The sequence below is a fragment of the Streptomyces sp. NPDC107528 genome (genome assembly GCF_055639295.1).
The window spans coordinates 23983-49746 of sequence record NZ_JBVKAV010000018.1 but is presented as its reverse complement, the minus strand read 5'-3'; the positions used below and the strand labels follow the sequence as shown (position 1 = coordinate 49746).

Genomic DNA, 25764 nt, shown 5'->3' with positions numbered 1-25764 from the left:
TCCGTGGATCGTCATTGCGGAAAGTTGCCGCCCGTATGGCCTTGACACGGCTTAGATCGAGTCAATGATGGTTCTTAGTCGGGCTTGACTCAAGGCCGACCTGGACCAGCAGGACGTGACGGCCCTCCCGCGAGGCCGCGGGCCACTCGATCGATCACGATCGCTCCCTCAACGCCCGCATCGAAAGCCCGAGACCATGACCACCGCCCACCCTCCCCCGCCACCGCACACTGACTTCTGCACACAGCTCCCCGAAGTCCAGGTACTGGAGTACCCCTCGGGAGCAGCGCACGTTCAGGAGGCACGTCACGCGACCGTGGCGATGATTACCGGCTCCCCGAGCGTTCCCGATGAGATCGCCGACACCGCTGCCTTGGTCGTCTCCGAGCTCGCCACCAACGCCGTGCAGCATGGCAGCGGTGCGCTGCGCGTCCACTTGATCATCGACCCCGGCTCTCACAGCAGGGCGGCCACGCTCCGCATCGAAGTACCCGACGAGAACGCGGCCCCGCCCGTCCTACAGCGCACGACATCGACCCCGGACCCGGACGATCTGCTGGAGTCGGGTCGTGGCTGGGGGCTCGTCCTGGCGATGGCCGACTCCTGCGGAATCGAACCGCGCGCCCGTGGCGGCAAAATCGTGTGGGCCCAGTGGCAATGGGCGGCATAGGTCACTGACGGATCAAGGCCTGGCCGCTGACGAACAGAGCCTGGCGAGGAAGAGACTCCAGAACCTCGAGAGCGCATCCCGCAAGCTCTCGCGCCACAACGCGGCCAGTGTTTCTTCTTTCGACGCTCATAGCCACAGCAGGGCTGGCGTGGGTTGGGTTGTTGGCCCCTGTCATCTCCGTGCTCCAGGGCGGCGTACTCATCCCTGCCAGGGCCGAGTTGTCAAACTGATGCGGGACCAAACGGCGTGGACTAGAGCGTGTCTCTTTGATGGGTTGATCAGTTGGTCGGATGTGTCCGTCCGATTTGTGATCACCGATGCGATGTGGGACCGGATCGGGCCGTTGATGCCGGCGGATCCGGTCCGCGGGTGGCGATGGGCCGACCGCCGCCGCACCCTCGAGGCCATCGCGTGGTAGTACCGCACCAACTCCCCCTGGCGGGACCTCCCCGACGAGCTCGGCTCATTCCAGACCGCTCACAAGCGGCTGGTCAGGTGGGCCGTGGACGGCACCTGGGAGATGATCCTCACTGCCCTGCTGATGGCAGCGGACGCCGACGACGACATCGACTGGACAGTGTCGGTGGACTCCACGGTCGTCCGGGCCCGCCAGCTCGCTGCGGGAGCATTCAAAGGGGACGGCCCACCCCAGGTGAGCCCGCCGATCACGCGCTCGGCCGCTCCCGCGGCGGACTGAGCACCAAAGTCCACCTGGCCGCAGACGGTCGCGCACGGCCCCTCGTCTTCACCGTCACCACAGGCCAGGCAGGTGACGCACCCGCCTTCGAGACGGTGATGTCCCGCATCCGCGTGCCCCGCACTGGCCCCGGCAGGCCCCGGACCCGGCCCCTGGCCGTTCTGGCCGACCGCGCGTATGCCTCACGCGCCATCCGCAGCCACCTGCGGCGCCGGGGCATCCGTGCGGTCATCCCCCAGCCGTCCCACCAAGTCGGCACCGCCTGCGGCGAGGCCCGCTCGGCGGTCGTCCGCCCGGCTTCGACAGCGAGGTCTACAAGCAGCGGAACGGCCAGGAGTGCAAGTGCCGCACTTGTGACGACGTTGGAGTAGCCGGCATCGGCCCCCTGCCCGGCTCGGGAGGCGCTCAGCGCACCAGCAGCCCGGCGCTGCCGAAGAGGCCGATCTGGGCCGTGCTCAGGTGCCATGGCTCGGCTGTGAGCGGCAGAGCAAGGCCGCTCCACAGCACGGCGAAGGAAGCGAACAGGAAGAAGGCAATCAGTCCGCGCGAGACGAATTGGTGCTCACGGAGCAGGCGGCCGGGCGAGATCAGCACCGCGCCATAAGTGGCCCGGACTTCGCGCGGGTCGGAGGGCAGGAGCTGCAGAACGAAGCAGGTGAGCGCGATGAGGAGCACGGCGAGTACTCCATCCCCAGAGTGCGGCGAGACTGCCTGCGAGCACGCGCGCTCCGAGAATGCCGATGATGACACCAGAGGTACCGGTGCCGAGTGTGCGGCCGCGTTCCGCCGCTGTGGACAAGTCGGCGGCGAAGGCGACGGTGGTCTGAACGACGGCCAGCGAACAAGCTTGCGAGAGCCAGCCCGGCAAGCAGGAGCCATAGCTGTGCAGCAACTGCGGCCAAGGCCATGCCGACAGCGGCGAGGAGAAGGTGCCCGGCAATGAGCTTGCGCCTGTCGAAGATGTCCCCAAGCGGGGCAAGAGAGGCCAAGCCGATCAGGTAGCCGAGCTGCCCGGTGGCGACGATCCATCCCAGCTTCTGGCAGGCCCAGGCAGGCCCAGGCCCCGCACCGACCGTCTACGACGCTTGGTCGAACGAGGAGTCCTCGATCAGCAGACCGCCCCGACCGGGCGGCGACAGAACTACGTCCTCACTGAGGTGGGCCGAGACCTGTTCGCCGTCATCGTGGCAGTGCGTCAGTGGGGCGAATGGCACGCCTTCGTGCCAGATGAAACCCACTCAGTTCTCGTTGATGAAAGCGTTCTCCCGCTCCCAGAGTTGCGCCCTACCACAGGCGGCAGGCACGTGGATGTCGATACGACCTCCGTGCTGCACACGAGCGCTGACCACGAGGGAAGCCACCGGACACTCCCTGCGGCCGACAACAAGAGGACGTTGACCAGCAAGTCCCGTAGTGGTGTGCCGTCCCGACTGTCATGGCGGCACACCACTACGGGCGAAAGTTACCCGGCCTGTTCCTGCAGGTCCGTTGCGGGAGCGGGCGCGGCCATGCGCCAGGCCACGACCGCGCCGGTCACGAGCCCCATGGCGGCCAACAGGGTGGCGACCAGGAACGGATCGAGGGAGTGCAGGGACGGGGCGAACCCGATCCCGACGCAGAGTGCCACCCCGGTCGCACCGCCCAGTTGGTCAGCTGCGCGCTGGACGCCCGAGGCAGTCCCGGCGTCATCCTCGGTCACGCCGCTGACCGCGAGGTACTGGAGTCCCACAAGGCCGAACACCATCCCGGCCGCGATCAGGAGCATGGCCGGGATCATCGCCACGCCGTCTGCCCGCAGTGCCGCCATGAACCCGATCGCGGCCATCGCGGCCCCGGTGAACCCGATGCCAGCGAGCACACAAGCGCGTGCTCCCCAGCGGCCCAGCAGGCGGGGCACGAGCATGGAGAACACGATCAGTGAGAGGGCCAGAGGCAGCATCGTCAGGCCCGCGCCGAGCGGGCCGATGCCCAGCCGGTCCTGCAGATAGAAGGTGAACAGCAGGAACGAGGTCGACAGGGCCCCGCTCAGCAGCATCGTGGCCAGATTGGCCGCCACACGCGTGCGGTTGGCGAAGAAGCGCAGCGGCAGCAGCGGGTTGCGCGAGCGTGCCTCGATCCGCACGAACCCGGCTCCGGTGGCCACAGCCACGGCCAATGCTCCCAGGACCACCCATGCGGGCGTTCCGGGTTCACCGGCCTCGACCACGCCGAAGATGAACAGCAGCGGGCAGGCGGTCAGCAGCAGCGCGCCGGGAACATCCAGCGGAGTAGCGTCCTTGGCCACAGGGCGTTCCCCCTCGACCAGGAAGGCGGCCGCCAGCAGCACGATCAGGATGAACGGGACCGAGACCAGGAAGATCCACCGCCACCCCAGGTGGGCGGTGATGACTCCGGACAGGACGAATCCGACCACGAGACCGCAGCTGGCTACTGCCGCCCACATGCTCAGGGCCCGCGACCGGCGCGGACCTTCGGGGAACATCAGGACGATGGTGGCCATCGCGGCAGGCAGCGCGATGGCCTCACCGGCGCCCTGCAGCAGGCGCGCGACCACCAGCAGCGCGAAGGTGGGAGCCAGGCCCGCCAGCAGGGACGCGGCGCCGAACAGGCCGGTGCCGAGCAGCAGGACACGCCGCCGCCCGAGCAGGTCGCCCAGCCGGCCACCGAGCATCAGCAGCCCGCCACCGGTGACCGTGTACCCGACCACGACCCAGGTCAGTGTGTGCCCGTCGACGTCGAAGTCGGCGCCGATCGAGGGTAGGGCGATGTTGACCACGGTCACGTCGACCGCGATGAAGAACTGCAGCATGGACATCGCGCACAGCACCAGCCATGCGCGCGCCGGGGACGGGCTGTGCCCGCGTGAAGAATGGATGCCTGGAAGCATCAGGTGCTCCGTCGCTCAGAAGAAGTTCTGAGCAGCACAAACGTGCCGCTCCGGTCTGATCACGAAGCGGCTGGACGACGTCCCGGAAGAGTGTGTGGTCGAACGTCCCGCCGCTAGCGGGACGACCTGGTCACTGCGGCGCAAGCGGCCGCACACGAAGCAGCAGACATGCCGTCAACGCTACCAGGACGGAGACACCTGGCCCAGGGCCCTCCCGACGTCCCGTCTCTTCACTCGTAGCCCGTTCGCCAGAGCTTCCTGGGCACCGGGAAGCTCGTCGCCGCGGAGCACCTATCCGCCCGACTTCTAACTAATTGGTGGCGAGAGTCAGATCCCACACGCGGATATCGTCGGAGCTCTGGGTGACGGCGACCGGCGTGCCTGCAATCTTGGTGACCATCTGGAGATGGTGGCCGGTGAACGGGGTGCCGATCTGTTGGCCACTGGCCATGTCCATAGGCGGGTGGTGCCGTCATTACTGCCGGTCACAGCGATCGTGCGGCCTGTAACAGTCGCGGTGCCCAATGTCACGATGGCCTCGGCGTGGCCGGTCATGGGCGATCCGATCGGCTCCTGACTTGCGAGGTCCCACCTGTGCAGCGCTTGTCGTCGCCTCCTGCCACCACCGTCCGGCCGTTCACTTCGGTGATCGCGATGCTCCTCACAGCGGGCTCGGTACCGGTGAGGTTCTTCCCTATTTGTTCACCACTGACGAGGTTCCAGGTCTGAAGGAAGTCGTCGTGGAACAGGGTCTTGCCGACCTTGCGGCCGGTACGCAGATCCCAGACGCGCACGCCCCCTCCCATCGTTTCCAGGTCGGGATGGGAAAGGTCGAACCGGCCGCCGCCAGTGACGACCACGGGACGCCCGTCGAGATGTGCCACCGTCAACTCGGACAATTTCATCGGCTTCCGCTTCGATCTCCGGCCTTTCCGCCTCGTCCTCGTCGGTGTCGCCCTCGTCCCACGCACCGTTCTCGTAGTACCAGTCGTCTTCCGGGCCAGCCGCGTCGAGCTCCAGATCACACTTGCCACATCTGCCACCAACGAGGTCGCAGGTCCATAAGGTCCCATCATCGTCAACGCTGACCGCAACGAGGACACCGTCCAGCTGCATCACAGGCCTGGTCTCGTGGGCGTAGGCGTGGGAGTGGCCGGAGAAGCGACTTATCATTCGATCATCAGTCATGGGGGAGACCTTAACCACCAGCACTGACAGTTCAGTTGTCCGCGATCACATGTACCTCAGACAGTTGAACAGGCCTCACGCGCAGAGTTCGAAAAAGGCTTCTCAGGTACAGAGCTGGCCAACATTCCGTACGGCTCTGAAGAGCCGATGCCGACACTGCCTGCGGACCTCAGGCCCTTGGCCTCGGAGCTCTCGACCGAGTCCTCGCAGACGAATCCGAGCTCCCGAGTTTTGGGAGGAGTCGGAGGACGGCAGAGCTTGGCAAGCAAGTATTGGCCGACTGCGTCATTCAGGGACCGCCCGGGAGTTCGGCCCAGCTCTCACGGTGGCGTGAATGCGGCGCGAAGTAGTGCCCTTGGCCTGGTTGCTGTAGTTTTTGCATCAGGCCGAAACGTCGGAGTGATTGAGCTAGCCACGTGGTGAGGCAGCCCGACGAGAGCAGTTGCAGATGGCGGAGCGTCGCTGAGGGACCATCTCGTGGTTCGACGGCTCAACACATCCTCGTGAGAGGAGACGGCATTCTGGAACTGGACGCCGTCGTGCTCTCCGCGTCGGCGCCTCAAAGGCCGCCGCGTCCCACCCGACACGGGTGGCGCTGAATACGGTCCGAGTGCCATCACGCTGAGGGGAACATGACCGTCACCAAGCTTCTGAGACCCGCCCTCGCCGCCACGCTCCTGGCCTCGATCACCGCCTGCGGCGCGTCGTCCGTGCCCGACGTCTCGGCGGACACCACGATCGGCTCGGGGCCCGCCGAGATACACCGCTCGGCAAACCCCAAGCCGGTCACTGCGAGCATGCCCGACGTCATCGGCGGCAACGCCGGGGGTGCACACGAGCAGATGAGCTCCAAACTCGACATGATCTTCGAAGACGCGAGCGGACAGGGCCGTCCGGTGGACGACCCGGCTGCATGGAAGATCTGCAACTCCCAGCCGGGCCCGAACCAGCAGATCACCGATTATCCGGTGGTCTTCGGCGTGGTGAGAGTTTCGGAGAGCTGTGAGGACACAACGTCAGAGTGACGTGCGCGAGGAATCCGGCGTCCACCGCGCCTCGGGCGAGGCCGGCGAGGTCCATGACGACCAGGGTGATCATGCGGCGGTGTAGGCTCCTTAGACCGTGTCCTACGTGGTGAGGCGGACGAGGCGCTTGTAGCAGCACAGGGCGGCGGCCAGGCCGAGAAATGCGAGGTAGTTGCGGGGATTTCGTTCGTAGCGGGGACTGAGGCGCCGGTAGCCGGACAGCCATGACATGGTGCGCTCGATGACCCAACGGCGGCGCCCTAATCGTTCACTGGACTCGACTCCTTTGCGGGCGATGCGCACGCCGATGTGCTTCCCTCACAGCCATTTCCGCAGGTGGGGGACGTCGTACGCCTTGTCCGCATGGAGCCGCTGAGGCTTGAAGTACCGGCCGCGGTGGGGGTCGTGTTGCGTTTGGTGCCCCTCGACCATGGGCTTCAGCCCTTCGCTGTCGTGGACGTTGCCAGCCGAGACGCCGACGAGAAGGGGCAGTCCGTTCGCGTCCGACAGGATGTGCATCTTGGAGCCGTTCGGCTGCCTCGACGGCGGTCCGCGCCAGCGTGGCGGCGCTGCGAACCCTTTCGGTTGCGTAGCCAGGTCTCCAGACGGCTGGCACCCATGCGGCGGATCGCGGCCGGGGTCTGGTAGCCGGTCAGCAACACCAAAGGGCCCGAATTGGTCAGATCCAGCACCCTTTCAAGAGCGGGAAAAATGCCGGTCAGGGCCCCGCGCAGACGGTTGATGACGCGGGTGCGGTCGCAGACCAGATCGGTGCGCCGGACGGTGAACAGCTTCAGCTCCACCGTTGCTTCGTCACCGGGACGCAGCGGGTTGAGGTCGCGGCGCATGCGGGCCTGGTCAGCTATGACGAGGGCGTCGCGGGCATCGGTGTTGCCCTCACCGCGGTAACCACCGGAGGCCCGGTTGACGACCCGACCGGGGATGTAGAGGAGGCGCTGGCTGTGGTTGACGAGCAAGGCGATCAGTAAGGCTGCACCACCGTCGGCCAGATCCACGGCCCAGGTCGCCTCGTCTCCCAAAGCCATTACATCGGGGAGGAGTTGGAGGAGTTCTGGCTCGTCGTTGGCCACCCGGCGGGAAAGCAGCTTGGTACCTTCGCCGTCCAGGACGACGCAGTGATGGTGGGTCTTGCCGGCGTCGACCCCGGCCCATATCCGGCTCATCGTTCTCCCGAGCGTCGTCGTGACAGCGCAGTCCTGCAGACGACCTCGCCGGCGTTGTCCTACTCAGCGATCTACTCGCACATCCCAATCAGCGGCCGAGTCGTCGCGGGGTGTCGAGCGGCCAAGTGTCCCAAGCCATCGGGGGCAACGGTCTTAAAGCCACACTCGGCACCCCTGGGTGAGCCAACCCTACGAATGGCTCGCTCTGCCCAGTCAAGAAGGTAGGACGGTCTTAGTGAGGCCAGCGACGAGGATGGTGCCGGCGATGGCGGTGCCGGGGGGGCAGGCCGAGTTCGACACTCTGCAGGAGCGGCCCCGGTTGTCGTTCAAGGTCTGTGCCCGGCTGTCCCCTGGCGCGGCATCCGGTCACCGCTCGCCACGACGGTGGTGCGCGCTGCACATCTTCGTGGTCTGGCACAATTTCCGCTTCGGCAGGCGTCCTGCACCAACGCCAGGGCGGTCTCTGCCACCGTCACGGCATGCCCCCCGTACAGCCTGCCGCCCTTCCGGACCGACCCCAGCCTCGGTTGTCGCCAGTCCCGCAACTGCGGCGACTGCGCAGCGACTTCCACCCCACTGGGGTGGCGAGCTACACCCAGGTACTGCCGCCCTGCGGCAGCTTTACACGATCGACCATCCCCCCGCCGCGCAGCTTCACCAACCGCCGCCTGGTTTGCTGGCCCCGCACATTCAACGCGATCATCAAACGGAGACACTGACAACGTGCCAGCACATCAACACCCGGAGTACCCAAGGAAGTAGTGGACGACTGGCCAGGCCAAAAAGGACGCGCGGCTTTGCCCTTTATCCCCAGGCGCGCGTAGGACACGCTGGTTCGTTCCCGAGAACGGAAAGGCACTACGCCGCGGGTCCGGGACACGAGCCCTTTCAGGTGAGAGGGTTGCGGTTGCCGAATCTTGCCAGACCAGGCACGGGGGACTGGTAGTCCCGAAAATTCTCTCAAACGTTGGCGAGGTCGTCCGGGGCGCTCTCGTCAAGCTCCTCTTCGTTGGTTGCGGCGGCGAGATTCACTTGGTGTCAGCCCCTTCGCCGGGTGCGACTTGGGAGTCGGGGGAAGCTTCGGAATCTGCGGCGTCGTCGGCGGCGTCGGGCGCGCCCGGCGCCTGCTCGTACAGGATCTGGGCGAGGTCGCCGAGTTCCTCGGGCACCTTGGTGGACTCGCTGCGGCCGAGGCCGGCCATCTCGACGACGGTGACTCCGTCGGGGCCGCGGGCTGCCCGCACCCAGACACGGCGGCGTTGGATGAAGAGGGACGCGGTGAGACCGAAGATCACGGCGACGGAACTAGCGAGCGCCCAGCCACTGCCCGGCTGCTGGGCGATCTGGAAGTTTGCCCATTCTTCGGTGCCCTCGTAGGTGATCGAGCCGGCGCCGTCCGGGAGCTTCATGGTCTGGCCGGGACGCAAGGTCTCCCGGACTTGTTTGCCCTTGGAGTCCTTGAACCCCTTCAGGTTCTTCTTGTTCAGCTGGTACACGCTCTGCGGGAGGCCCGCGTTGACACCGAGGTCGCCGTGGTAGGCCTCCAGGTTCAGCACCGGGTTCAACAGGGCCGGGAACTGCGAGGCGATCTCGTTGCCCCTGACGTAGGAGGGGAGGAAGAAGGCCTGGAAGCCGAGCTGGTCCCACTTGCCTTTGGCGTCGCGGTAGCCGTCCTTGATCTTGATCGCACCAGTGGAGGTGACATTGCCGTCGAGGGGGAGCAGAGGCACGGCGTCGCGGTAGACCACCTCGCCCCGGCCATCGCGCACGGCAATGACGGGGGCGTAGCCGTGGGCCGTGAGGTAGACCTTCGAGCTGCCGATCTCCAGCGGCTCGTTGACCTTGACCGTAGTCGTCTGTTCCTTGCCGCTGGCGCCCACGCTGTAGATGAGGTCTGCCTTGTAAGTGCGCGGGGTCCCACGGTTGGGTCCGGTTGTCTCGTACGTGCCCTTGAAGTTCTTCAGGGTGAAGGTGAACGGGTCCAGGTCGTCGGTGGAGTACAGGTTGCCGGACTTGAAGTCGTCGTATGAAAGCAGCGTGTTGGCAAATTCGTTTCCCTCGACGAGGAGTTCATTTCCCTCGGACTTGAACAACTGGCCCCAGGCGAAGGCGATCAACATGACGATCAGCGCGGTGTGGAAGGCGAGGTTGCCGATCTCGCGCAGATGGCCCTTCTCGGCGGCGACGGCGTCACCGGAGAGATGGGCGCGGAAGCAGCGCTTCTTCAGCAGCGCAAGCGCGGCTTCGCGGACCTGCTCGGGCTCGGCCTCGGTGCGCCAGGTGGTGTAGGCGGGCAGCCGGGTCAGGCGCCTCGGGGCGGCAGGCGGACGGCCGCGCAGCTGGCCGACGAACTGCCAGGTGCGCGGGACGATGCAGCCGATGAGGGAGACGAACAGCAGGATGTAGATCGCGGAGAACCACACCGAGCTGTAGACGTTGAAGAGGCCGAGCTTGTCGTAGATCAGCGCGAGGGTCTCGTGTGCCTTGCGGAACTCGGCGACCTTCGTCTCGTCGATGCCGGTCTGCGGGATGAGCGAGCCGGGGATCGCGCCGAGCGACAGCAGCAGAAGCAGCAGAAGCGCGACCCGCATCGAGGTGAGCTGCCGCCAGAACCAGCGGGCCCAGCCGATGACACCGAGGGAGGGAAGGTTGGAGATCTCCTCGGCGGGGGCGGTGGAGAGCTGGGCGCCCGCGGTGCCAAGGTCCTGGTCGTTGGCGGGCGGCGTCGTGTCGGTTGTCGTCTTGCTCATCGATCAGATCCCCACAGTGAAGCCGTTGGACCAGACCTGCATCTCCTGCACGATGCGGTCCCACGCGCCGGTCAGCAGCAGCACACCGGTCACGATCATCATGGTGCCGCCGATGCGCATCACCCAGACATAGTGGCGCTTGACCCAGGCGAAGGCGCCGAGGGCCTTGCGCAGGGCTACGGCAGCGAGCACGAAGGGGAGGCCGAGGCAGTAGGCGACGGTCAGTCCGGCACCGCGCCAGGCGCTGGCTTGCTCGAAGGAGAGCGCCTGTACGGAGGCCAGGGTCGGGCCGAGGCACGGCGTCCAGCCGACGCCGAACAGCGCGCCCAGCAGAGGTGCCCCAACCAGACCGGACGCCGGCCGTATGGAGAGGCGGAACTCCCGCTGAGTCAGCCATGGCATCTGGCCCATAAGGAGGACGCCCATCAGGATCATGAGGACGCCGAGGACCTTCGCCATGAAACCTTTGTTCTCCTGCAACGTCTGACCGAAGTAGCCGAACAGCGCTCCGCCGGAGACGAACACGACGGTGAAGCCGCGCACGAACAGGGAGGCCCCGGCGATCATGCGTCCGCGGCGGGCCTCCACCAGGTCGTTGCCACTGACTCCGGTGACGTACGACAGATAGCTGGGGACGAGAGGCAGGACGCACGGGGAGAAGAAGGAGACGAGCCCGCCGAGCATCGCGATCGGCAGCGCCAGCGGCAGGGCACCGTGCAGCACGGTGCCGTTGTACTCCGCGGCGAGGGTGAGCGCTCCAGCCACGTCACTTCTCCGCGAGGATCGGCTCGATCATGCCCCGCAGCGATTTTTCGCTGAGCGCGGCCAGGGAACGAGCTGCGATCTTCCCGTCCCGGTCTATGACGAGGGTGGAGGGGATCGCCTGCGGGTTGAGCGTGCCTTTCTCGAAGCGGAGCATCAGTTTCCCGCTCGGGTCGTACAGGCTCGGGTAGGTGATCCCGAACTCCTTCTCGAACGCATGGGCGTTGTCGACCCGCGCGTCGGAGACGTTGATACCGACGAACCGTACGCCCTGGTCCTTGACGTCCTCGTATACGGTCTGGAAGTTCTTCGCCTCGGCCCGGCACGGCGGGCACCACGATCCCCACACGTTGACCACCACGACCTCGCCCCGGAAGGAAGAGACGGAGAGTTTCTTGTCGTCGACGGTCTTGCCGGACAGGTCGGGGGCCTGATGGCGCTTGCCCCTCTCGACCCTGGAGACGCCGTCCTTGCCAATGATGGAATTGGTGTCACCGCCACCGCCGGAGACACCGCCGGAGCCACATGCGGACAGGAACATCGCGGCGATGGCCGTACCGGCGACCAGGAGGCCACGTCCGGCCCCTGCACCCGAGTGGAGGTCTCGCTGCCCAACGGGCGTGTCGTGGTAGCCCGGTATCCGGTCGGCACGCGACTCAGCAACATTGGTCATGCTGCCCATCATGCCGCTCGGTATTCCAACGATGGGGCCAGGGCCACTGTGCGAAGAAATCTCAGCTCGTGGCGGAGTGCCGGGTCACGGGAGTGTCGCCGGATGTGATCGCTGAACTCACCCCTACGGTGGGGCCGTTGTGGCATGAGCAGCATCAGACACGCTTCGCGCTTCGACCAGGATGGCGGGCTGTAGGGCCGGGGCGAAGCGCAAGTTCGTCTTCGTCGACCGGCTGCTGGACACACTGGTGAGATCGCGTCCTGGCGCCACACATGACGTGTTGGCCTGCTTGAAGGACTATCGGGCCACACCACTGTCCAGCCGGGCGATTTCACTCAGGCACGTGCCTTGGGTCACTCCTGAGGCTTCTTCTGTGATGGCCCTACCGTTCCTTGGGATGGGCGGGGTTCTGCCGGACGCCGCTGGTGTGGACTGTGCCGGTAACGGCGACTCGACCGATGCCTCCGGTGAGTTGGCGTGCTCGTCGGTCCCATTCTTGGGCCCGCTCGAAGTCCCTTCGCAGGCCAGCTGGGATCAGACGCAGCTGTTCGTTGGGGAGAGGTTTGCTGTTGGCTGCCGCCCACGTACAGATCACACGTCAAAGTCGGGATCCGGTGAGCTTATGATCGCGTACAGGGAAGAGGGGCTTCGGTAAGTACAGTGCGGGGCAGGGAAAGACCGAAGCGTTCCTCGAAGATGGCCAGGCCGCGGCGCTTGCGATCGTCATAGTCATCGATGCCGCGACGGCAGTGGGTCTTTCCGTCGGAGTGCAGGATGCCGGCGGCGACGAGGTCGGGGAGGAGCAGGTCTGGCTCCTGGCCATAGCGGCGGTGCTCCTCGCACAGCCCGAATCCGCAGACGGTACGGCCGGTACGTGCGTACTGGACGGTGGTGGGGGGGTGCTCCGAGTTGTAGTGGTAGTACACGGCTTCCACACCGTCGCGCGAGACCTCCGCCAGTCGGTCGAGGTAGGGGCCGTATGTGATGGCGAACGCCCAGCCGGCGTGCTCGCCGACGCGATTGCGGCATTGTTCGGCCCACGGTCGCGGTAAGCGTCTACATCAAGGTCGGCTATCTCGGCGTCGGTCATCGGATCCGCCTTGGCCACTCGCGGCGCTCCCATGCGACGCGCCAGTTCCACTGCCTCGATGCCGCGGGCGAAGTGCACATCCAACATCCACCCGGAACTCGTCGTCGCGCCGACCATCCACATCACTCACGATGCCCTGCCCCTCGATACAAACAAGCTCTCCGCCCGTCCGTGATGACCGTAGGGCACCTCACTGACATCCCTGCCACCTGCCGATGGAAGGCAGTTCGGCTTCAGTGGTCGGCTCAGGCGCCTCCTGAAAGGGTGCACCTCTGCTGTCCGTTCTCAGGCTCAGGTTCACTTCTTGTGATATCGGCACCGTTAGTGATCTATGGGTGGTGCGAGGGCTTCCATGATCTGTCGGGCGTGGCGCCATTGAGCGGCGTTGGTATGGTCCGATGTGCTCGAGCGGGCACTCCATCAAGCCACGGACTCTGGAGCACGCGTGTATGGCGGAGACGGCGTCGAAGCAGTAGCCGCTGCGGCTCTCGTCGCCAGAACTACAGGGCCTTGAGCTGGAGCCGGTCGTTTTCGTTCAGGGCGTTGGGACGGGAGGATCCAACGCGTGACCAGCGAGGCCTGAGAGCGGCCGGGTCCCACCGGTTGGGCTTGCCTCGCAGATTCCTGCGGACGTTGCCGTAGCTGTCCGGGTACTCCTGTTCCTTGATCTCTTCCCCCAGTCTCCAGGCGTTTGCAGCCTTGCTGCCAGGGCTGGCCGAGGTAGGGCTTGTAGGCGTCGAGTTTGGTCACACGGCTTTGCCACTGGCCGGTGAATAACTCCTGCGGGGTGGTGGCCCGGGAGAAGCGCAGAATGGTGTTGAGGGTCATGCCGAGTTGCCGGGTGACGGACCGCTTGCTGTGGTCAGCGTCAAGGAGCGCGTGGAGGTGGCGTGGGCCGCTCCGTGAGCCGGGCCGCGAGGTCCGTCTCCCGGTCCGGCGGGAGGTCGATAAGGGCGGCGTGTTTCGACGTCGACGAGCACAGTTCTGTAGATGCGGTCCGTGCGCTGGGTGTACTCGTGGACGCCGACCACGCGGGGCGTGGCGGTGGCCGATTCGGCAGCGAGGTGATCAGCCTCAGCAGGGTGTTCCGGCTGACCGGCGCCCCGAACGCGTCCGCTATCCGGGCGCCGGCCCGCGAGCGCGAGACCGAACCGAGGCAAGAGTTGATCACAGCCAGTCGGTCCGCCGACCGGACTGGCGGGGAGAGTTCGGACGCCTGGTCGGCAAGTCTGCGTGGCAGGAGCCCTACCCACGCAGACGAAACGCCGCTCCCGTAACAGCACCTCGACGAACTTGCCGATCGCTGGCAGATCACGGGGAAACCGCAGATGGTAGCCATGTATTCGAGCTGACCAGCACCCACACCTCGGGCAGGCGGCCCGCCCGGCCGTCGCCTGGCCTCGACCCTGACGACAGGGTCGGTCCCCTCACGGACTGCACGGACACACCGTCGATCGAGGAGAACATCAGCTCGTCCAGGTCGGTAGAAGTCGACCAGAGCTGCCTCTCACCCCAGAGCCACTGACGTCCCCATGGCGCATCAACATGCACCTAGCCAGGGGCTACAGCTCGCCTCGTTTCCACAGCTCGAACTCGGCGTCCAGTGCCTCTTCGTCGGTGGTGTGCTGCCGCACCGACTGGATCCAGGCCGCAACAAGCCCGCCAAAGACGTCCATGTTCACTGGGCCTATCCGGTCGTGGGTAGCGAACAGTGCGAGTAGTTCGGCCGCAGGCGGCTCCCTTTGATCGCAGCCTGGACACAGTACGTTTTCCCTGCGGCCTGAGACGTCCTCTCCACGGCCGTTCGCCCAGGTGTGCGGGAATTGAGCGAGCAGCAGAGTGGAGCCGGCACACTGCGGGCACAGCGGAGTGTCTTCGATCTTGACGAGGATTGTGGCTGCGTCGTTTCCGTCATCGCTCATGCCACGCCGTGCCATGCGTCCGGTCCGAAGGAACCCTTGATGTCGGACGCGATCGTGGCCGCGTTCACTGTCGAGTGAAGCTGATACACGGTGGTCTTCTGTACTCCTCGCACGGCGAGCCGGACTGGGTTGTCCCCTGGGTGAGCGCCCACGATCCGCTTGAGCTCCTTGATCGTGGGCTCGTTGATGCGGTGGTAGGGGAGGATGAGTTGAACGGGTGTGGCACCGTTTCGTTCTGCTGCGGTGATGTCGAGTACGTGGAGTTCCTGCCCGAAGATGGAGAGTGTGCCGTCGCGGTCGTTGAGGCGGCCGTGGACCGAGACCACGCTGTCTTCGACGAGCGCGCCCACGACGAGCTGGTACGTGGCTGGGAAGAACAGGACCTCGATGGTGCCGTCACGGTCGGCCAGGTTGACGATGGCCCACGCGTTGCCCTGCTTGGTCATCTTCTGCTGAACGCCGGTGATCAGTCCGGACAGCCGCACCATGCCTTCGGTGCGGCCAGAGGCCACCAGGTCGGGAATGGTGGTGTCCCGGTTCGCCGAAAGGATGTGCTCGGTGCCGTCCAGTGGGTGAGCCGAGACGTACATCCCGAGCATCTCCCGCTCGGTGGACAAGAGGTGTTTGCGCGGCCATTCAGCTTCGTCGATGGGCACTTCGAGTCCGAACCCGGCCTCCTCGCCGCCGCTGTCGGCGCTCATTCCAGCGAACAGGTCGTCCTGCCCGTATGCGGCGGCTTTCTTCAGGGGCACGACGGCATCGATGGCCGTTTCGTGGGCGGCGGTCAGGCCCTTGCGGGTGTGGCCGAGGGAGTCGAAGGCGCCGGCCTTGATGAGCGATTCGACTGCACGCTTGTTCAGGGCGGGCAGGTCGACCTTGTCCAGGAAGTCGGCGAACGAGGTGAACTTCCCCTTGGACTTGCGGGCTTCGATGATCGCTTCGATGACGTTGTCGCCGACGTTGCGCACCGACCGCAGACCGAAGCGCACATCGTCGCCGATGGCAGCGAACTCCGCGACGGACTCGTTGACGTCGGGCGGTAGAACGGTCACGCCGAGCTTGCGGGCGTCGGCCAGGTAGATGCCGGCCTTGTCCTTGTCGTCTCCGACGGATGTCAGCAGCGCGGCCATGTACTCGGCCGGGTAGTTGGCCTTGAGGTAGGCGGTCCAGTAGGAGACCAGGCCGTATCCGGCGGTGTGGGACTTGTTGAATGCGTATCCGGAGAACGGGAGCATGACGTCCCAGATGGCCTTGATGGCCTCTTCTGAGTAGTCATTGGCCTTCATGCCGTCGTGGAATTTCTCCCACTCCGCGGCCAGCACCTCGGGCTTTTTCTTGCCCATGGCGCGGCGCAGCATGTCGGCGCCGCCGAGGGTGTACCCGGCAAGGGTCCGGGCGATGGCCATGATCTGCTCTTGGAAGATGAGCAGGTGGTGAGTGGACCCGAGGATCGGGTCGAGGGCCTGCTTGAGTTCGGGGTGGATCGGGTCGGGGTTCTGTTTGCCGTTCTGCCGTAGCGCGTAGTTGGTGTGCGCGTTGGCGGCCATCGGGCCGGGCCGGTACAGGGCGAGGGCGGCTGCGATGTCCTCGAATCGGGTCGGCTCCATGAGCTTGAGCAGGGCGCGCATGCCGCCGCCGTCGAGCTGGAACACGCCGAAGGTGTCGCCCCGGCCGAGAAGGTCGAACGTCGTCTTGTCGTCGAGGGGGATGACGACCGTGTCCGGGTCGCCGTCCATCGGGTCGACGCAGGCGAGTCTTACACCGCGGTTCTCGCGGATGTTCTGGATGGCGTGGTCGATGACGCCCAGGTTCCGCAGGCCCAGGAAGTCCATCTTGACCAGCCCCATGTTTTCGCAACTGGGGTAGTCGAAGCCGGTGATCTTCACGCCGTCGGAAGCGCGCATGTGCAGCGGGATGCGGTCGGTCAGCCGGGTCTTGGACAGGATGACCGCGGCCGCGTGGACGCCGGTGCCTCGGGTCAGGCCCTCGACACCCTTGGCGGTGTCGATGACCTTCTTGACGTCCGGCTCGTTCTCGTACATCGTCCGGATCTCGGCGGCCTCGCCGTACCGGGGGTGCTCGGGGTCGAAGATGCCGTCCAGCGGGATGGACTTGCCCATGATGTCCGGCGGCAGTGCCTTGGTGATCCGCTCGCCGTGGCTGAAGGGGTAGCCGAGGATGCGCGAGCTGTCCTTGATCGCGTTCTTGGCCTTGATCTTGCCGAACGTGTTCACCATGGCCGTGTACGCGTCGCCGTATTTCTCGGTGACGTAGCGGACCATCTTGTCGCGCTGGCGGTCGTCGAAGTCGAGGTCGACGTCCGGGGGGTTGATGCGCTCGGGGTTCAAGAAGCGTTCGAACAGCAGGCCGTGCTCGAGCGGGCAGAGCTCGGTGATGCGGGTCGCGTAGGCGACGATCGAGCCGGTAGCCGAACCACGGCCGGGGCCGACCGGAACGCCGTTGTCGCGCGCGTACTTGCAGATGTCCGCGACCACGAGGAAGTACGAACTGAAGCCCATGGGGCCGATGACCGACATCTCGGTCTCGAACCGCTCCATCACCTCAGCAGGAATAGGCGCGCCATAGCGCATGGCGAGGCCCTTCAGGCACTCGTTGCGCAGCCAGGACTCCTGCGTCTCCCCCTCCGGCACATCGGGGAACTGCGGCATCTCATCGACGTTCTCGAAGACGGAGTCGTACGACTCGATTCGTTCCGCGATCAGCAGCGTGTTGTCGCACGCCTCCGGCAGTTCGGAGAACAGGCTGCGCATCTCCTGCGCGGTCTTGAGGTAGTAGCCGCTGCCCTGGAAGCGGAATCGCTTCTCGTCGGCCTTGTTCTTGCCCACGCCGATGCACAGAAGGTTGTCGTGCGCGTCCGCCTGGCCCTCGTGGATGTAGTGCGCGTCGTTGGTGGCCAAGAGCGGGATGTTCAGATCCTTGGCCAGGCGCAGCAGTCCGTCCCGGACGTCCCGCTCGATGGACAGGCCGTGGTCCATCAGTTCCAGGAAGTAGTTTTCCCGGTCGAAGATGTCCTGGTAGGCGGCGGCGACCTTGCGTGCCTCGTCGTACTGGTTCAGCCGCAGGCGAGTCTGGATCGCGCCGGAGGGGCAACCAGTTGTCGCGATGATGCCCTCGGCGTTCTCGCTGATCAGTTCCATGTCCATGCGCGGCTTGCCGGACGGGAACTGCCCGGTATAGCTGGCCTCGGTGGACATCGAGAAGAGGTTGCGCAAGCCCTGGACGCTCCGAGCCCACATGGTCATGTGGGTGAAACGGCCTCCGCCGGAGACGTCCTTCGAGCCCTCGCCGTCGTCCGACATGGCCCGCTGCCCGCCGGGCCCCCAGAACTCCTGCCGGCGGTTGCGGCGCGAGGACGGGGCGACGTACGCCTCGATCCCGATAATCGGCTTGACGTTGTCGAAGCCCTTGGACACCTGATGGAACTCGTACGCACCGAACATGTTGCCGTGGTCGGACATCGCCACCGCGGGCATGGTTTGACGGTCGACTTCGGCGAACATCGGCTTCAGCTTCTGCGCGCCGTCGAGCATCGAGTATTCAGTGTGATTGTGCAGGTGAACAAAGCTGTCAGCCACCGGGCAGGCACCTCCGAGGCGATCGCGGGAAGCCCACACCCTATCCTTCAGACGGAGACCAGACTCGGCACCTCGGCCCTTCTGCCAGCCTCGAAATGAGGAAACACCGATGGCCTTGCCGTAGGGCGCAATGAGGTCGCGTCACGACCCTGCGAGTACCAAACGATGTGCGTTGCCTGTTGGAACCACGCCCCGGCCATCAGGCTTTAGGGCGTACCCAGCGAGGATGAAGCCCGGCGGGCTGCATGTGACGGAAGCTGGGCTCCCGGTGTGGCGGGTTTACGCCCGCAGTACACCTACGGGTGGCCTGCGGATGAGCTCATGAGTCCAATCTATGGGCTAGAAACGGGAACTCGAACGGGGCATCGGCCAACAGCAGTCGACCATGCCCGCGACCCTGAGGAAAGCCGTGACCGCGAAAGGTGGTCATTGACCGCCGTACCGCGCATCGGAGCTCTCCCCGCCGTCAGCGCGTGGGACGACTCCGCTTCCGACGCCTCGGCCATCGAGTGGTCCTGGAACGAGCCCGACGCGTTCGGGGTCCTCTTCGACCGCTGTGCCGACGGCATCCACCGGTACGTGGCCCGACGGCTAGGCACCTGAGCTGTCGACGACCTGATGGCCGAGACCTTCGTGATCGCCTTTCAGCAGCGACGGCGTGATGACCTGTTCGCGACCGCAGGCGCGTCCCTGGCTGTACGGGATCGTCACAAACTTCGTCGGCGCGCACCGACGTGTCGAGGCTCGTCGTCTCAAACCTTTGCCGGGGTCGCCACCGCCGCCCCGGCGGAGGGCGCTCCGCTGGCGGATCGAGTGCCGGCCAGTTCGGCGCGGAGACTCCCGCGCCGAACTGGCCGGCGCCCTCCCTGCGTTGTCGCCCGGCATCGGGATGTGCTGCTGCTGATCGCGTGGGGCGACCTCGACTATATGGAGGTCGCCGAGGCACTGGGCGTCCCCGTCGGATCAGTGCGCTCACGCCTGCACCGGGCGCGGACGAAGGCGCGTGCGGCGCTGGACGGGTCGGACCCCACTGCCCTTCACGAGGAGACCGAGGAGACTGCTCGTGGATGACCTCACCATCATGCGTGAACTGCAGGCTGATGTGCCCCCGCTCACCGACGATGCCCGCTCCACCACCCGCGCCCGCCTGCAGAGCGCCATCGTCCGGGAGCGCCGTCCGCGTGGGCTGTCCCGGCGGCTCATGTTCAGGGTCGCCGTCGCCGGCGTCGGAACGGCCGCGGTTGGGGTGGCGGGAAGCGTCGTCGCCACCCAGCGCGACAGGGGAGCGGATGCCCCACGGATGACCACGCTGAGCGCCGCGCAGCTGCTGCACCGCGCCGCGGACAGGTCCCCGGCCGACGGCGCCCGGTTGCCGGTTCCGCGCAACGACCACTACGTGTACGCCCGGACCTTTGTGAAGGACGGCCGGGTCAAGACCTGACGAACGAAAGCTGGCTCTCCGTGGACGGGTTCCAAGCCGTCCAGACGCCAGGCGTACGGCAAGGTTCGCAACGATCCCCCGCTCGGCAAACACCAGGTGATGTCGCCGCCGACCGAGTACGCCGAGCTATCGAAGTGGCCGACGGACCCGGACAAGCTCCTTCAGTGGCTCGGAACGAGCTCACCCTTCGTAACCGCCTGTCAGGCCTTCGTGGTTCCTCGGTCATGCCGCCGGGGTTGGAGGCCGCCCTGTTCGAGGCCGTCGCGAGGATTCCGGGCATCAGATTCGACAGTCGGGCAGTCGATGGTCTCGGCCGCCGTGGCATCGCGGTGACCAACCCGGAGCTCACGTTCGCGTTCATCTTCGATCCGACGACCTACGCCTTTTTGGGAATGCGGTCCACGGGCGGCACCGCCGACTACGTCGACGGCAAGTTCGCGCCCCGCGACCGATATGACGAGATGCGCAGCCGGGAGCAGATGGGCGTCGTGGACCGCATCGGGCAACGGCCCTGACTCTCCGAGCCCTTCGGGCCGCCGGTCGCCGTAACGCCTCGCGCGCCACGGCGACCCGCGGCCGGGTCGGCCGATGTGGGAGCTGTAGCCGTACACGTTCCACAAAGGGCCTGCTGGGCCGCGTCGGCCAGCAGGTGCCGCTTCACCTGCGGCGGCTCGAAGGGCGATTCACGAGGAGTTGCAGGTTGTGGAGAGATGCGTCCCGTCTCTCGCGATGTTCTCGCTGTCTGACATGACCTTGTTGGATTCGCGGCTCGTCTCACGTGACACTGTCGCAGTTGGCCGGGGCGGAGACTGATTCTCACGCGATGTTGTCGCTCAGTCGGGTTCGCCCCAGCTCTGCGCTCGCGGAGGCTCCCTCTACTGGCCGTCGAGTTGAGCGAACGCTTCCGCGAACCCCTTCGCATCCGACTTGTTCGTCGTGTAGGCGCCGGTCCCCGGCGGAAGACCCGGCAGATCCACCTCCTGATCTTGTGAACCATCGCCGCATTTCAGAGGCACACCGCGGTGTTCTGCCAACGGCAGAACACCGGCCCGACCGGGCTCGACAATCGCTACAGTCCAGTCTCATGACGATTACGACGCGCACGGTCGAGTACCCGGCCGACGGCCTTACGATGATCGGACACCTCGCGCTCCCGGGCGGCGTTGACCGCCGGCCCGCGGTGCTACTCGGACCAGAGGGTATGGGGCTCAGCGACGTCGAGCGCCGCCGGGCCGATGCGCTTGCCGAGCTGGGTTATGTAGCGCTGGCCTTCGATCTTCACGGCGGGCGCTATTTGGGTGACCCCGAGGAGATGCTGGCCCGTTGCCTGCCGCTGCTCGCCGACCCCGATCGGATGCGGGACATCGGCCACGCGGCGCTCGACGTGTTGCGCGCCGAACCGCGGACCGACCCCGACCGGATCGCCGCCATCGGCTACGGCACGGGGGGCGCCATCGGGCTGGAACTCGGGCGCGACGGAGTCAACCTGCGCGCGATCGGGACAGTCAACGCGACCACCACGGGCCGACCGGGCGAGGCGGCACGCATCCACTGCCCGGTGTGGGCCGGGGTCGGGTCGGAAGACCCGATCATGCCGCCCGCGCAACGGAACGCGTTCACCTCCGAGATGCAGGACGCGGGCGTCGACTGGCGCCTCACGGTCTACGGCGGTGCCTTGCACGCCTTCCACCACCCGCCAGTCGACCACCCCACAGTCCCTGGCGTCGGCTATCACCCACGACACGCGCAGCGCGCCTGGCGCGACGTCATCGACCTGCTCACCGAGTGCATGCCCGTTACGGAGTGATCTGGTCAGCAACCGCGATTCTGGGCTGCGAACCAGGCCGGTCGACCGCCCCCGGCTCCGGTTTGAGGGACATCACCGCAGCTCAGAGGAATTGTGACGAGGTGCTCTGCGAGGGCGTTCCCACTCGGCGGCGGGAACGGCTCCGCCCGGCGCCCCCCAGCGCCCTGGCTCGTCCAAGGCCATCACGTTCCTGACCTGGGCAGACCCGGACCGCCGTCTCAGCTGGAGTTGCCGCTGACCATGCTCCGTCTCAGGCGCTGATCCCTCTCGCGGGTGGTTTGAGGCCGCATCGCTGGCGGAGGTGTCTGCTGGCGACTTCGCTTGGATCGATTCCGTGTGATCGATCCGAGGGCTGGGCGATGGATGTCGAAAGGCTGGGGCAGGGCCGCGTTCGAGGTGGAGTATGTCGATGAGGACTGCGTACGCCGCCGCGAGCCGTTGTCGGCCTGCTGGACACTGAGATTCGAGCGGCTGTCGCCGGTGCGTACGGTCAAGTCCTACCAGGGGCAGAAGTCCGCGACCCGTGACTACTGGGCGGCCATGACGGCCGGGCCGTTGTCCTGCGAGTCGCACCTGGAACGGCACCACGCGATGCTGCTGGACTTCGATCCGCAGGTCACGGCTCTGGCTGGCCAGTCGATGCGGTTGTTCTGGCCCGGCCGGCGGGGCCGTCGCGGGCACGTCCCGGCTTTCTTCGCCCGACTCGATGACGGCGGCGGCCTGGTGGTGGATGTCCGTCCGGACGATCGGATCGAGCCGGACGATGCGGAGGCGTTCGCAGCCACCGCACGGGCCTGCGAACTCGCCGGTTGAGCCTTTCGCCGGGTGGGAGCGATCGATCCGGTGCTGTTGGCGAACGTCAAAGTGGCTGGCTGGCTACCGGGCACCCGCGCAACCACCGGGAAGCTGTCGCCTTGCACTTGGCGGCGGCCTTCACTGAGCCGGAGGCCCGATTGGCCGGGGCCGACCAGGTCCGTGACCGTCTGGCTGTGCTGACGGTTCTCTATCGCTTGCTCTGGCGCCGAGTTCTGGAAGTTGACCTGGAATCCTATCCGTTGGGGCCGCGAATCATGGTCCAGCTGGGGGTGCCGGCCTGATGAGACCTCCGCTGGTGGTTAGGCCCGGTGACCGGGTGAGGTTCGACGGCAAGTGCACACCGTGGTCGGTCTCTCCGGCATCCTGGTGCGGCTGGCCGACGAACACGGGCAGCGGCTACTGGATCAACAACAACGAACGGGAGGACTCCCCCGTCCTATTCGCTTCCGCCGCCGACGTCCGCACGCACCTGGCCTGTTCTCGACCCTCACCCCGACAACTCCCACCCCGACTGCCTGACTGGTGAAGAGCGAGACGATGAGGGCGGAGTTGACCTTGCACAGTCACCGCCCCCACCGTCCCATTGACACGTATGACCTGGACGCCCGTCGCAATGAGAACACCGAGCCCACATCTGTCGACTGGACCGACGCACAGGTGGACGAGTCGCTGGAACCGCTTCTCCCACCGGGCCGCCGCCCGTCGCTTTTCACTCCAGAGTCTGATCCCCCACAGGCCGTATCCGAAGAAGCGCCGCTAGGTGCCAGCCGGCGCCGGTTGCCTGGATCCGCTGGGTGTGGCCCCTGCTGACTTCGTGCCTTGGCGACGGTCCTGCCCCATGGACCTAAAAGCACGCGGTGCTGAGTGCGGGGCCGCACAAAGCCCGGTACGGCCTCGGCTGTCTGTCTAGTAGCTCTGCAGGCGGTTTCATCCTGGGCCATCGGTCGCGCGCCGACGTCATGGCCTCATGGGCAATGAGCGCAGCTCGGCCACCGACTTGCCGTAGGTACAGGAGTTGCCCGGGGCGCCCTACTGAGCTGAGCCTCAGCCTCCGGCTGACCAGGACACGATGTGGTCTGGGACGATCGTGACGATGGTGCGTAGGTCCGACCAGCGGGCCACGTAGTCCTCAACTTCCTCGGAAGGAAGATAACGGCGGGAGATCGCCCGGGCCTGCTCGACCGTGGGGACATCATTTGCCGTAGCGACGGTTGCGCTTCCTCGCATCATGACTGCCGGGTAAGGCTCCTCGAAGGTCTGGACAGAGAAAGCGATCCTCGGATCGCGTAGCAGGTTGCGCACCCAGACGCGTGTTTCAGTCGTCCAGATTTTCACAGTGCCTGAGTCCCACAGAAACCATACAGGGATGACGTGTGGTGATCCGTCACGACGCAAGGTTGCAACGACTCCGAGTGGAGTGGGGAAGGTCTGGGTGAGGAATGCATCCATTTCCGACTCGCTCATGCTCATGCTCTCGTGCCTCTCTTTGCTTGTGGGAGCTTGTGGGAGAAGTCGGCTCGGCTGTCGCCGACCTGGTCGCACCCGCAAGCGTCCCATCCAGCGGGACGTAGTCCGGATCTGCCTCGCGCAGAGCGCGCAGCAGGCCGGGCGCGCGGTCGGCCGGCAGGTCGACGACAACTGCCACGTGAGCGTGCGCGGTGCCGACGGACATGCCGAACTCGGCAACGCCCTGGGCGACGTAGTCGCGCCGGCGCCAGCCCGACCAGGCCGACCAACGGACGCTGGTGCGGCGGGAGCTGGCAACGGCGGTCACCCTCGCAGGTGATGATGAGCATGGTGACCCACTCGACCAGGGCATGGCGCACATCGAACGGCAGAATACAGAACCAACGCGGCTCCTATGCCTGCAGCTTAGACTTCGAACACCTCCCCCAACGGCACGGGAGCCTCGTGCGTTGCGCACATCGCCAGTGTCACCCGATCAGTGGCCACGCTGAAACAGCTCAGTGACTCGCGCGCTTTTGTGACCTCAATCCCGTCTTTCGCCTGCCGGCCGAGCGTATCTACCTCACGGATTCAGCATTTCTTAATGGTCCGCCAGAAGGGATATTTCCTCCATAAATCCAGCCCATTTCAATGGACGGTGTGCCCGGAGGGATGAAGCCCGCATGCGTCCACACCTTCCCGGAGGAATTGATGACGAAGCAGTGGTAATCAATCTTCCATCCGTCCTCATGCTGCAGTCCTCCTTTCTCGCGGCACTTTTCGTACGGACCGTAGCGATAGACCGCCTGGCTGACGCTGATCTTCACATACGAAGAAGAATCCTTGTCGGCGTAGTTGACCCGATCGCGGTCATTCATAATTTTTGCCCTGTCCGCAGAGGCGACGGGAGCGAAATTTATGACCATGATTGATGTGAGGGCGGTCAGAGTCGCCGCGGCCTTTCCAAGGTGGTTTCCCGTCATCGAAGGGGTTGTGGGACGATCGGGAATTTACTCCACACCGCGATCAGAGGGGTCGGTATACGCCGCGACGGCGTATTTGCGCCCTTCTTCGCCTCGATTCATCAGATCGGGTTCGGTCGCTGTCGGATCGGTGCCTAGTCCCGCTTGCCCCGTCTGGCCAAGGGTGCGGCCGTTGCGCGGGCCCTGTCGCCTTGGCTGAGCGGGTGGCATAATCTTGCGTTTGATCGCGATGGCGCGGGATCGCTCGCGGCGATGCGTCACCCTCGTACAAGGAACACGTGTATCGGGCCCCAGGTGATCTCGCACTGCGGTGGGCTGTACCTCTGCTTCTCGCTCAGTTTCCGTGAGGTCGAGGAGCGGATGCTCGAGGGTGAGGCTCGGGTCGTGATGTCGCTGAGGTTTTCGCAAATGCAAGGCTCGACGGGATTGCGTGTACTCTGCCGCGGTGCGCTCGCGCAGGGAGGTTGCGCATGAGGTTTTGACGATGCAGGTGTTCACGCGGAGAATGGCGTCGTGAATGATCTCTATGAGTGCGGGTGCGTGGCGTCAACCCACCGCACCGCGCATACAATTGCGGGTAACCACCATCGACCTGGACGTATGGCGCTGGCCGCTGCCCGACAAGAGCTTCTTTTTTGAGTGGCCTAAAGATGATGAGAACATACTGGGCATTTTTCTTGACGCGGACGACGGGGTGGGTGACGACTTCTTCGAGAGCGTGGAGCGGCCTGCGACGCGTAATTACCCCTTCACGGCGGCGGCCGAAGAAGGGCCGTCTGCGAGTGGCAGCGGAGGCGCAGTCGGCCAGGGAGCCGAGTAGGCGGTCG

General features: G+C 65.8%; 20 protein-coding genes and 7 pseudogenes. 10 read left to right on the top strand and 17 right to left on the bottom strand.

Annotated elements, in window-relative coordinates; genetic code table 11:
• Nucleotides 1-196: 196 nt before the first annotated feature.
• Together ACZ7L5_RS41860 and ACZ7L5_RS41855 are read left to right on the top strand one after the other, a co-directional pair.
• Nucleotides 197-670: an ATP-binding protein gene (locus ACZ7L5_RS41860; RefSeq protein ID WP_471523939.1), complete on the top strand. Its 474-nt coding sequence runs from the start codon at nucleotides 197-199 to the stop codon at nucleotides 668-670.
• A gap of 292 nt (nucleotides 671-962) precedes the next feature.
• Nucleotides 963-1704: pseudogene (locus ACZ7L5_RS41855) on the top strand (IS5 family transposase); the annotation flags it as partial.
• A gap of 68 nt (nucleotides 1705-1772) precedes the next feature.
• Here ACZ7L5_RS41855 and ACZ7L5_RS41850 read toward each other — a convergent pair.
• Both ACZ7L5_RS41850 and ACZ7L5_RS41845 read right to left on the bottom strand, forming a co-directional pair.
• Nucleotides 1773-2042 carry a hypothetical protein gene (locus tag ACZ7L5_RS41850; RefSeq protein WP_471524033.1) on the bottom strand — a complete coding sequence of 90 codons (270 nt, stop codon included), beginning with the start codon at nucleotides 2040-2042 and terminating at the stop codon, nucleotides 1773-1775.
• The gene (locus tag ACZ7L5_RS41845; RefSeq protein ID WP_471523937.1) at nucleotides 1955-2356 is read right to left on the bottom strand and encodes a hypothetical protein; all 402 of its coding nucleotides are present in this window, start codon (nucleotides 2354-2356) and stop codon (nucleotides 1955-1957) included. The genes ACZ7L5_RS41850 and ACZ7L5_RS41845 overlap by 88 nt, the downstream gene beginning before the upstream one ends.
• On the opposite strand from ACZ7L5_RS41845, the pseudogene ACZ7L5_RS41840 reads away from it, so the two are divergent.
• A pseudogene (locus tag ACZ7L5_RS41840) lies at nucleotides 2297-2566 on the top strand (winged helix-turn-helix transcriptional regulator); the annotation flags it as partial. The gene ACZ7L5_RS41845 and the pseudogene ACZ7L5_RS41840 sit on opposite strands and share 60 nt — an antisense overlap.
• 263 nt (nucleotides 2567-2829) lie before the next feature.
• Here the strand turns inward: ACZ7L5_RS41840 and ACZ7L5_RS41835 are convergent.
• From ACZ7L5_RS41835 to ACZ7L5_RS41825, 3 genes are all read right to left on the bottom strand, one after another.
• On the bottom strand, nucleotides 2830-4182 hold the full coding sequence (locus tag ACZ7L5_RS41835; protein ID WP_471524026.1) for an MFS transporter: 1353 nt from the start codon (nucleotides 4180-4182) through the stop codon (nucleotides 2830-2832).
• A gap of 382 nt (nucleotides 4183-4564) precedes the next feature.
• A complete protein-coding gene (locus ACZ7L5_RS41830; protein ID WP_471523935.1) occupies nucleotides 4565-4705 on the bottom strand; it encodes a hypothetical protein in 141 nt (46 codons plus the stop codon).
• A 100-nt stretch (nucleotides 4706-4805) separates the two neighbouring features.
• Nucleotides 4806-5159, bottom strand: a complete 354-nt coding sequence (locus ACZ7L5_RS41825) for a hypothetical protein (protein WP_471523934.1) — start codon at nucleotides 5157-5159, stop codon at nucleotides 4806-4808.
• Nucleotides 5160-6074: 915 nt separating this feature from the next.
• Between ACZ7L5_RS41825 and ACZ7L5_RS41820 the strand changes: the two genes are divergently transcribed.
• Nucleotides 6075-6467, top strand: a complete 393-nt coding sequence (locus ACZ7L5_RS41820) for a hypothetical protein (RefSeq protein ID WP_471523932.1) — start codon at nucleotides 6075-6077, stop codon at nucleotides 6465-6467.
• 102 nt (nucleotides 6468-6569) lie between these two features.
• Here ACZ7L5_RS41820 and ACZ7L5_RS41815 read toward each other — a convergent pair.
• From ACZ7L5_RS41815 to dnaE, 9 genes and pseudogenes are all read right to left on the bottom strand, one after another.
• Nucleotides 6570-7001, bottom strand: a pseudogene (locus ACZ7L5_RS41815) (IS5 family transposase); the annotation flags it as partial.
• A pseudogene (locus ACZ7L5_RS41810) lies at nucleotides 6976-7651 on the bottom strand (IS110 family transposase); the annotation flags it as partial. The pseudogenes ACZ7L5_RS41815 and ACZ7L5_RS41810, both read right to left, overlap by 26 nt.
• A gap of 1028 nt (nucleotides 7652-8679) precedes the next feature.
• Nucleotides 8680-10401 (bottom strand): cytochrome c biogenesis protein ResB, encoded by a 1722-nt coding sequence (resB, locus tag ACZ7L5_RS41805; RefSeq protein WP_471523930.1) that lies wholly within the window; start codon nucleotides 10399-10401, stop codon nucleotides 8680-8682.
• A 3-nt stretch (nucleotides 10402-10404) separates the two neighbouring features.
• Nucleotides 10405-11166: a cytochrome c biogenesis CcdA family protein gene (locus ACZ7L5_RS41800; RefSeq protein WP_471523928.1), complete on the bottom strand. Its 762-nt coding sequence runs from the start codon at nucleotides 11164-11166 to the stop codon at nucleotides 10405-10407.
• A 1-nt stretch (nucleotide 11167) separates the two neighbouring features.
• Nucleotides 11168-11836 carry a TlpA family protein disulfide reductase gene (locus tag ACZ7L5_RS41795; RefSeq protein ID WP_471523926.1) on the bottom strand — a complete coding sequence of 223 codons (669 nt, stop codon included), beginning with the start codon at nucleotides 11834-11836 and terminating at the stop codon, nucleotides 11168-11170.
• Between the two features lie 620 nt (nucleotides 11837-12456).
• Entirely contained in the window at nucleotides 12457-12795 is a 339-nt protein-coding gene (locus tag ACZ7L5_RS41790) for a DUF6461 domain-containing protein (RefSeq protein WP_471524024.1), read from the bottom strand.
• Between the two features lie 955 nt (nucleotides 12796-13750).
• Nucleotides 13751-14293 (bottom strand): annotated as a pseudogene (locus ACZ7L5_RS41785) (hypothetical protein); the annotation flags it as partial.
• 195 nt (nucleotides 14294-14488) lie between these two features.
• On the bottom strand, nucleotides 14489-14848 hold the full coding sequence (locus ACZ7L5_RS41780) for a DUF6300 family protein (protein ID WP_471523924.1): 360 nt from the start codon (nucleotides 14846-14848) through the stop codon (nucleotides 14489-14491).
• Nucleotides 14845-18444 carry a DNA polymerase III subunit alpha gene (dnaE, locus tag ACZ7L5_RS41775; RefSeq protein WP_471523922.1) on the bottom strand — a complete coding sequence of 1200 codons (3600 nt, stop codon included), beginning with the start codon at nucleotides 18442-18444 and terminating at the stop codon, nucleotides 14845-14847. Before dnaE ends, ACZ7L5_RS41780 begins: the two co-directional genes overlap by 4 nt.
• Before the next feature lie 447 nt (nucleotides 18445-18891).
• Between dnaE and ACZ7L5_RS41770 the strand changes: the two are divergent.
• The 5 genes and pseudogenes from ACZ7L5_RS41770 (at nucleotide 18892) to ACZ7L5_RS41750 (ending at nucleotide 22505) form a co-directional block, all read left to right on the top strand.
• Nucleotides 18892-19515: pseudogene (locus tag ACZ7L5_RS41770) on the top strand (RNA polymerase sigma factor).
• Nucleotides 19508-19885 (top strand): hypothetical protein, encoded by a 378-nt coding sequence (locus ACZ7L5_RS41765; RefSeq protein ID WP_471523920.1) that lies wholly within the window; start codon nucleotides 19508-19510, stop codon nucleotides 19883-19885. The pseudogene ACZ7L5_RS41770 and the gene ACZ7L5_RS41765 overlap by 8 nt, the downstream one beginning before the upstream one ends.
• A 224-nt stretch (nucleotides 19886-20109) precedes the next feature.
• Nucleotides 20110-20400 (top strand): hypothetical protein, encoded by a 291-nt coding sequence (locus ACZ7L5_RS41760; RefSeq protein WP_471523918.1) that lies wholly within the window; start codon nucleotides 20110-20112, stop codon nucleotides 20398-20400.
• A 569-nt stretch (nucleotides 20401-20969) separates the two neighbouring features.
• Nucleotides 20970-21692: a dienelactone hydrolase family protein gene (locus ACZ7L5_RS41755; RefSeq protein WP_471523916.1), complete on the top strand. Its 723-nt coding sequence runs from the start codon at nucleotides 20970-20972 to the stop codon at nucleotides 21690-21692.
• A gap of 363 nt (nucleotides 21693-22055) precedes the next feature.
• Nucleotides 22056-22505 (top strand): TnsA-like heteromeric transposase endonuclease subunit, encoded by a 450-nt coding sequence (locus ACZ7L5_RS41750; protein WP_471523914.1) that lies wholly within the window; start codon nucleotides 22056-22058, stop codon nucleotides 22503-22505.
• Nucleotides 22506-23552: 1047 nt separating this feature from the next.
• Here the strand turns inward: ACZ7L5_RS41750 and ACZ7L5_RS41745 are convergent.
• The 3 genes and pseudogenes from ACZ7L5_RS41745 to ACZ7L5_RS41735 all read right to left on the bottom strand — a co-directional run bounded on the left by ACZ7L5_RS41745 (nucleotide 23553) and on the right by ACZ7L5_RS41735 (nucleotide 24937).
• Nucleotides 23553-23978, bottom strand: coding sequence for a TIGR03618 family F420-dependent PPOX class oxidoreductase (locus ACZ7L5_RS41745; RefSeq protein ID WP_471523912.1), 426 nt, complete (start codon nucleotides 23976-23978; stop codon nucleotides 23553-23555).
• A 29-nt stretch (nucleotides 23979-24007) separates the two neighbouring features.
• Nucleotides 24008-24304 (bottom strand): annotated as a pseudogene (locus tag ACZ7L5_RS41740) (helix-turn-helix domain-containing protein); the annotation flags it as partial.
• A 228-nt stretch (nucleotides 24305-24532) separates the two neighbouring features.
• A complete protein-coding gene (locus tag ACZ7L5_RS41735; protein WP_471523910.1) occupies nucleotides 24533-24937 on the bottom strand; it encodes a hypothetical protein in 405 nt (134 codons plus the stop codon).
• A gap of 526 nt (nucleotides 24938-25463) precedes the next feature.
• Between ACZ7L5_RS41735 and ACZ7L5_RS41730 the strand changes: the two genes are divergently transcribed.
• The gene (locus ACZ7L5_RS41730; protein ID WP_471523908.1) at nucleotides 25464-25757 is read left to right on the top strand and encodes a hypothetical protein; all 294 of its coding nucleotides are present in this window, start codon (nucleotides 25464-25466) and stop codon (nucleotides 25755-25757) included.
• Nucleotides 25758-25764 lie beyond the last annotated feature (7 nt).

What these genes read in the sequence shown, in the direction of transcription:
- ACZ7L5_RS41735 (WP_471523910.1), bottom strand. Translation starts at nt 24,937, where the DNA reads ATGACGGGAAACCACCTTGGAAAGGCCGCGGCGACTCTGACCGCCCTC.
- ACZ7L5_RS41835 (WP_471524026.1), bottom strand. Translation starts at nt 4,182, where the DNA reads ATGTCCATGCTGCAGTTCTTCATCGCGGTCGACGTGACCGTGGTCAAC.
- ACZ7L5_RS41830 (WP_471523935.1), bottom strand. Translation starts at nt 4,705, where the DNA reads ATGGCCAGTGGCCAACAGATCGGCACCCCGTTCACCGGCCACCATCTC.
- ACZ7L5_RS41860 (WP_471523939.1), top strand. Translation starts at nt 197, where the DNA reads ATGACCACCGCCCACCCTCCCCCGCCACCGCACACTGACTTCTGCACA.
- ACZ7L5_RS41760 (WP_471523918.1), top strand. Translation starts at nt 20,110, where the DNA reads ATGCCGCCGGGGTTGGAGGCCGCCCTGTTCGAGGCCGTCGCGAGGATT.
- ACZ7L5_RS41730 (WP_471523908.1), top strand. Translation starts at nt 25,464, where the DNA reads ATGAGTGCGGGTGCGTGGCGTCAACCCACCGCACCGCGCATACAATTG.
- ACZ7L5_RS41750 (WP_471523914.1), top strand. Translation starts at nt 22,056, where the DNA reads ATGTCGAAAGGCTGGGGCAGGGCCGCGTTCGAGGTGGAGTATGTCGAT.
- ACZ7L5_RS41825 (WP_471523934.1), bottom strand. Translation starts at nt 5,159, where the DNA reads ATGAAATTGTCCGAGTTGACGGTGGCACATCTCGACGGGCGTCCCGTG.
- ACZ7L5_RS41755 (WP_471523916.1), top strand. Translation starts at nt 20,970, where the DNA reads ATGACGATTACGACGCGCACGGTCGAGTACCCGGCCGACGGCCTTACG.
- ACZ7L5_RS41745 (WP_471523912.1), bottom strand. Translation starts at nt 23,978, where the DNA reads ATGAGCATGAGCGAGTCGGAAATGGATGCATTCCTCACCCAGACCTTC.
- ACZ7L5_RS41780 (WP_471523924.1), bottom strand. Translation starts at nt 14,848, where the DNA reads ATGAGCGATGACGGAAACGACGCAGCCACAATCCTCGTCAAGATCGAA.
- ACZ7L5_RS41795 (WP_471523926.1), bottom strand. Translation starts at nt 11,836, where the DNA reads ATGACCAATGTTGCTGAGTCGCGTGCCGACCGGATACCGGGCTACCAC.
- resB (WP_471523930.1), bottom strand. Translation starts at nt 10,401, where the DNA reads ATGAGCAAGACGACAACCGACACGACGCCGCCCGCCAACGACCAGGAC.
- ACZ7L5_RS41820 (WP_471523932.1), top strand. Translation starts at nt 6,075, where the DNA reads ATGACCGTCACCAAGCTTCTGAGACCCGCCCTCGCCGCCACGCTCCTG.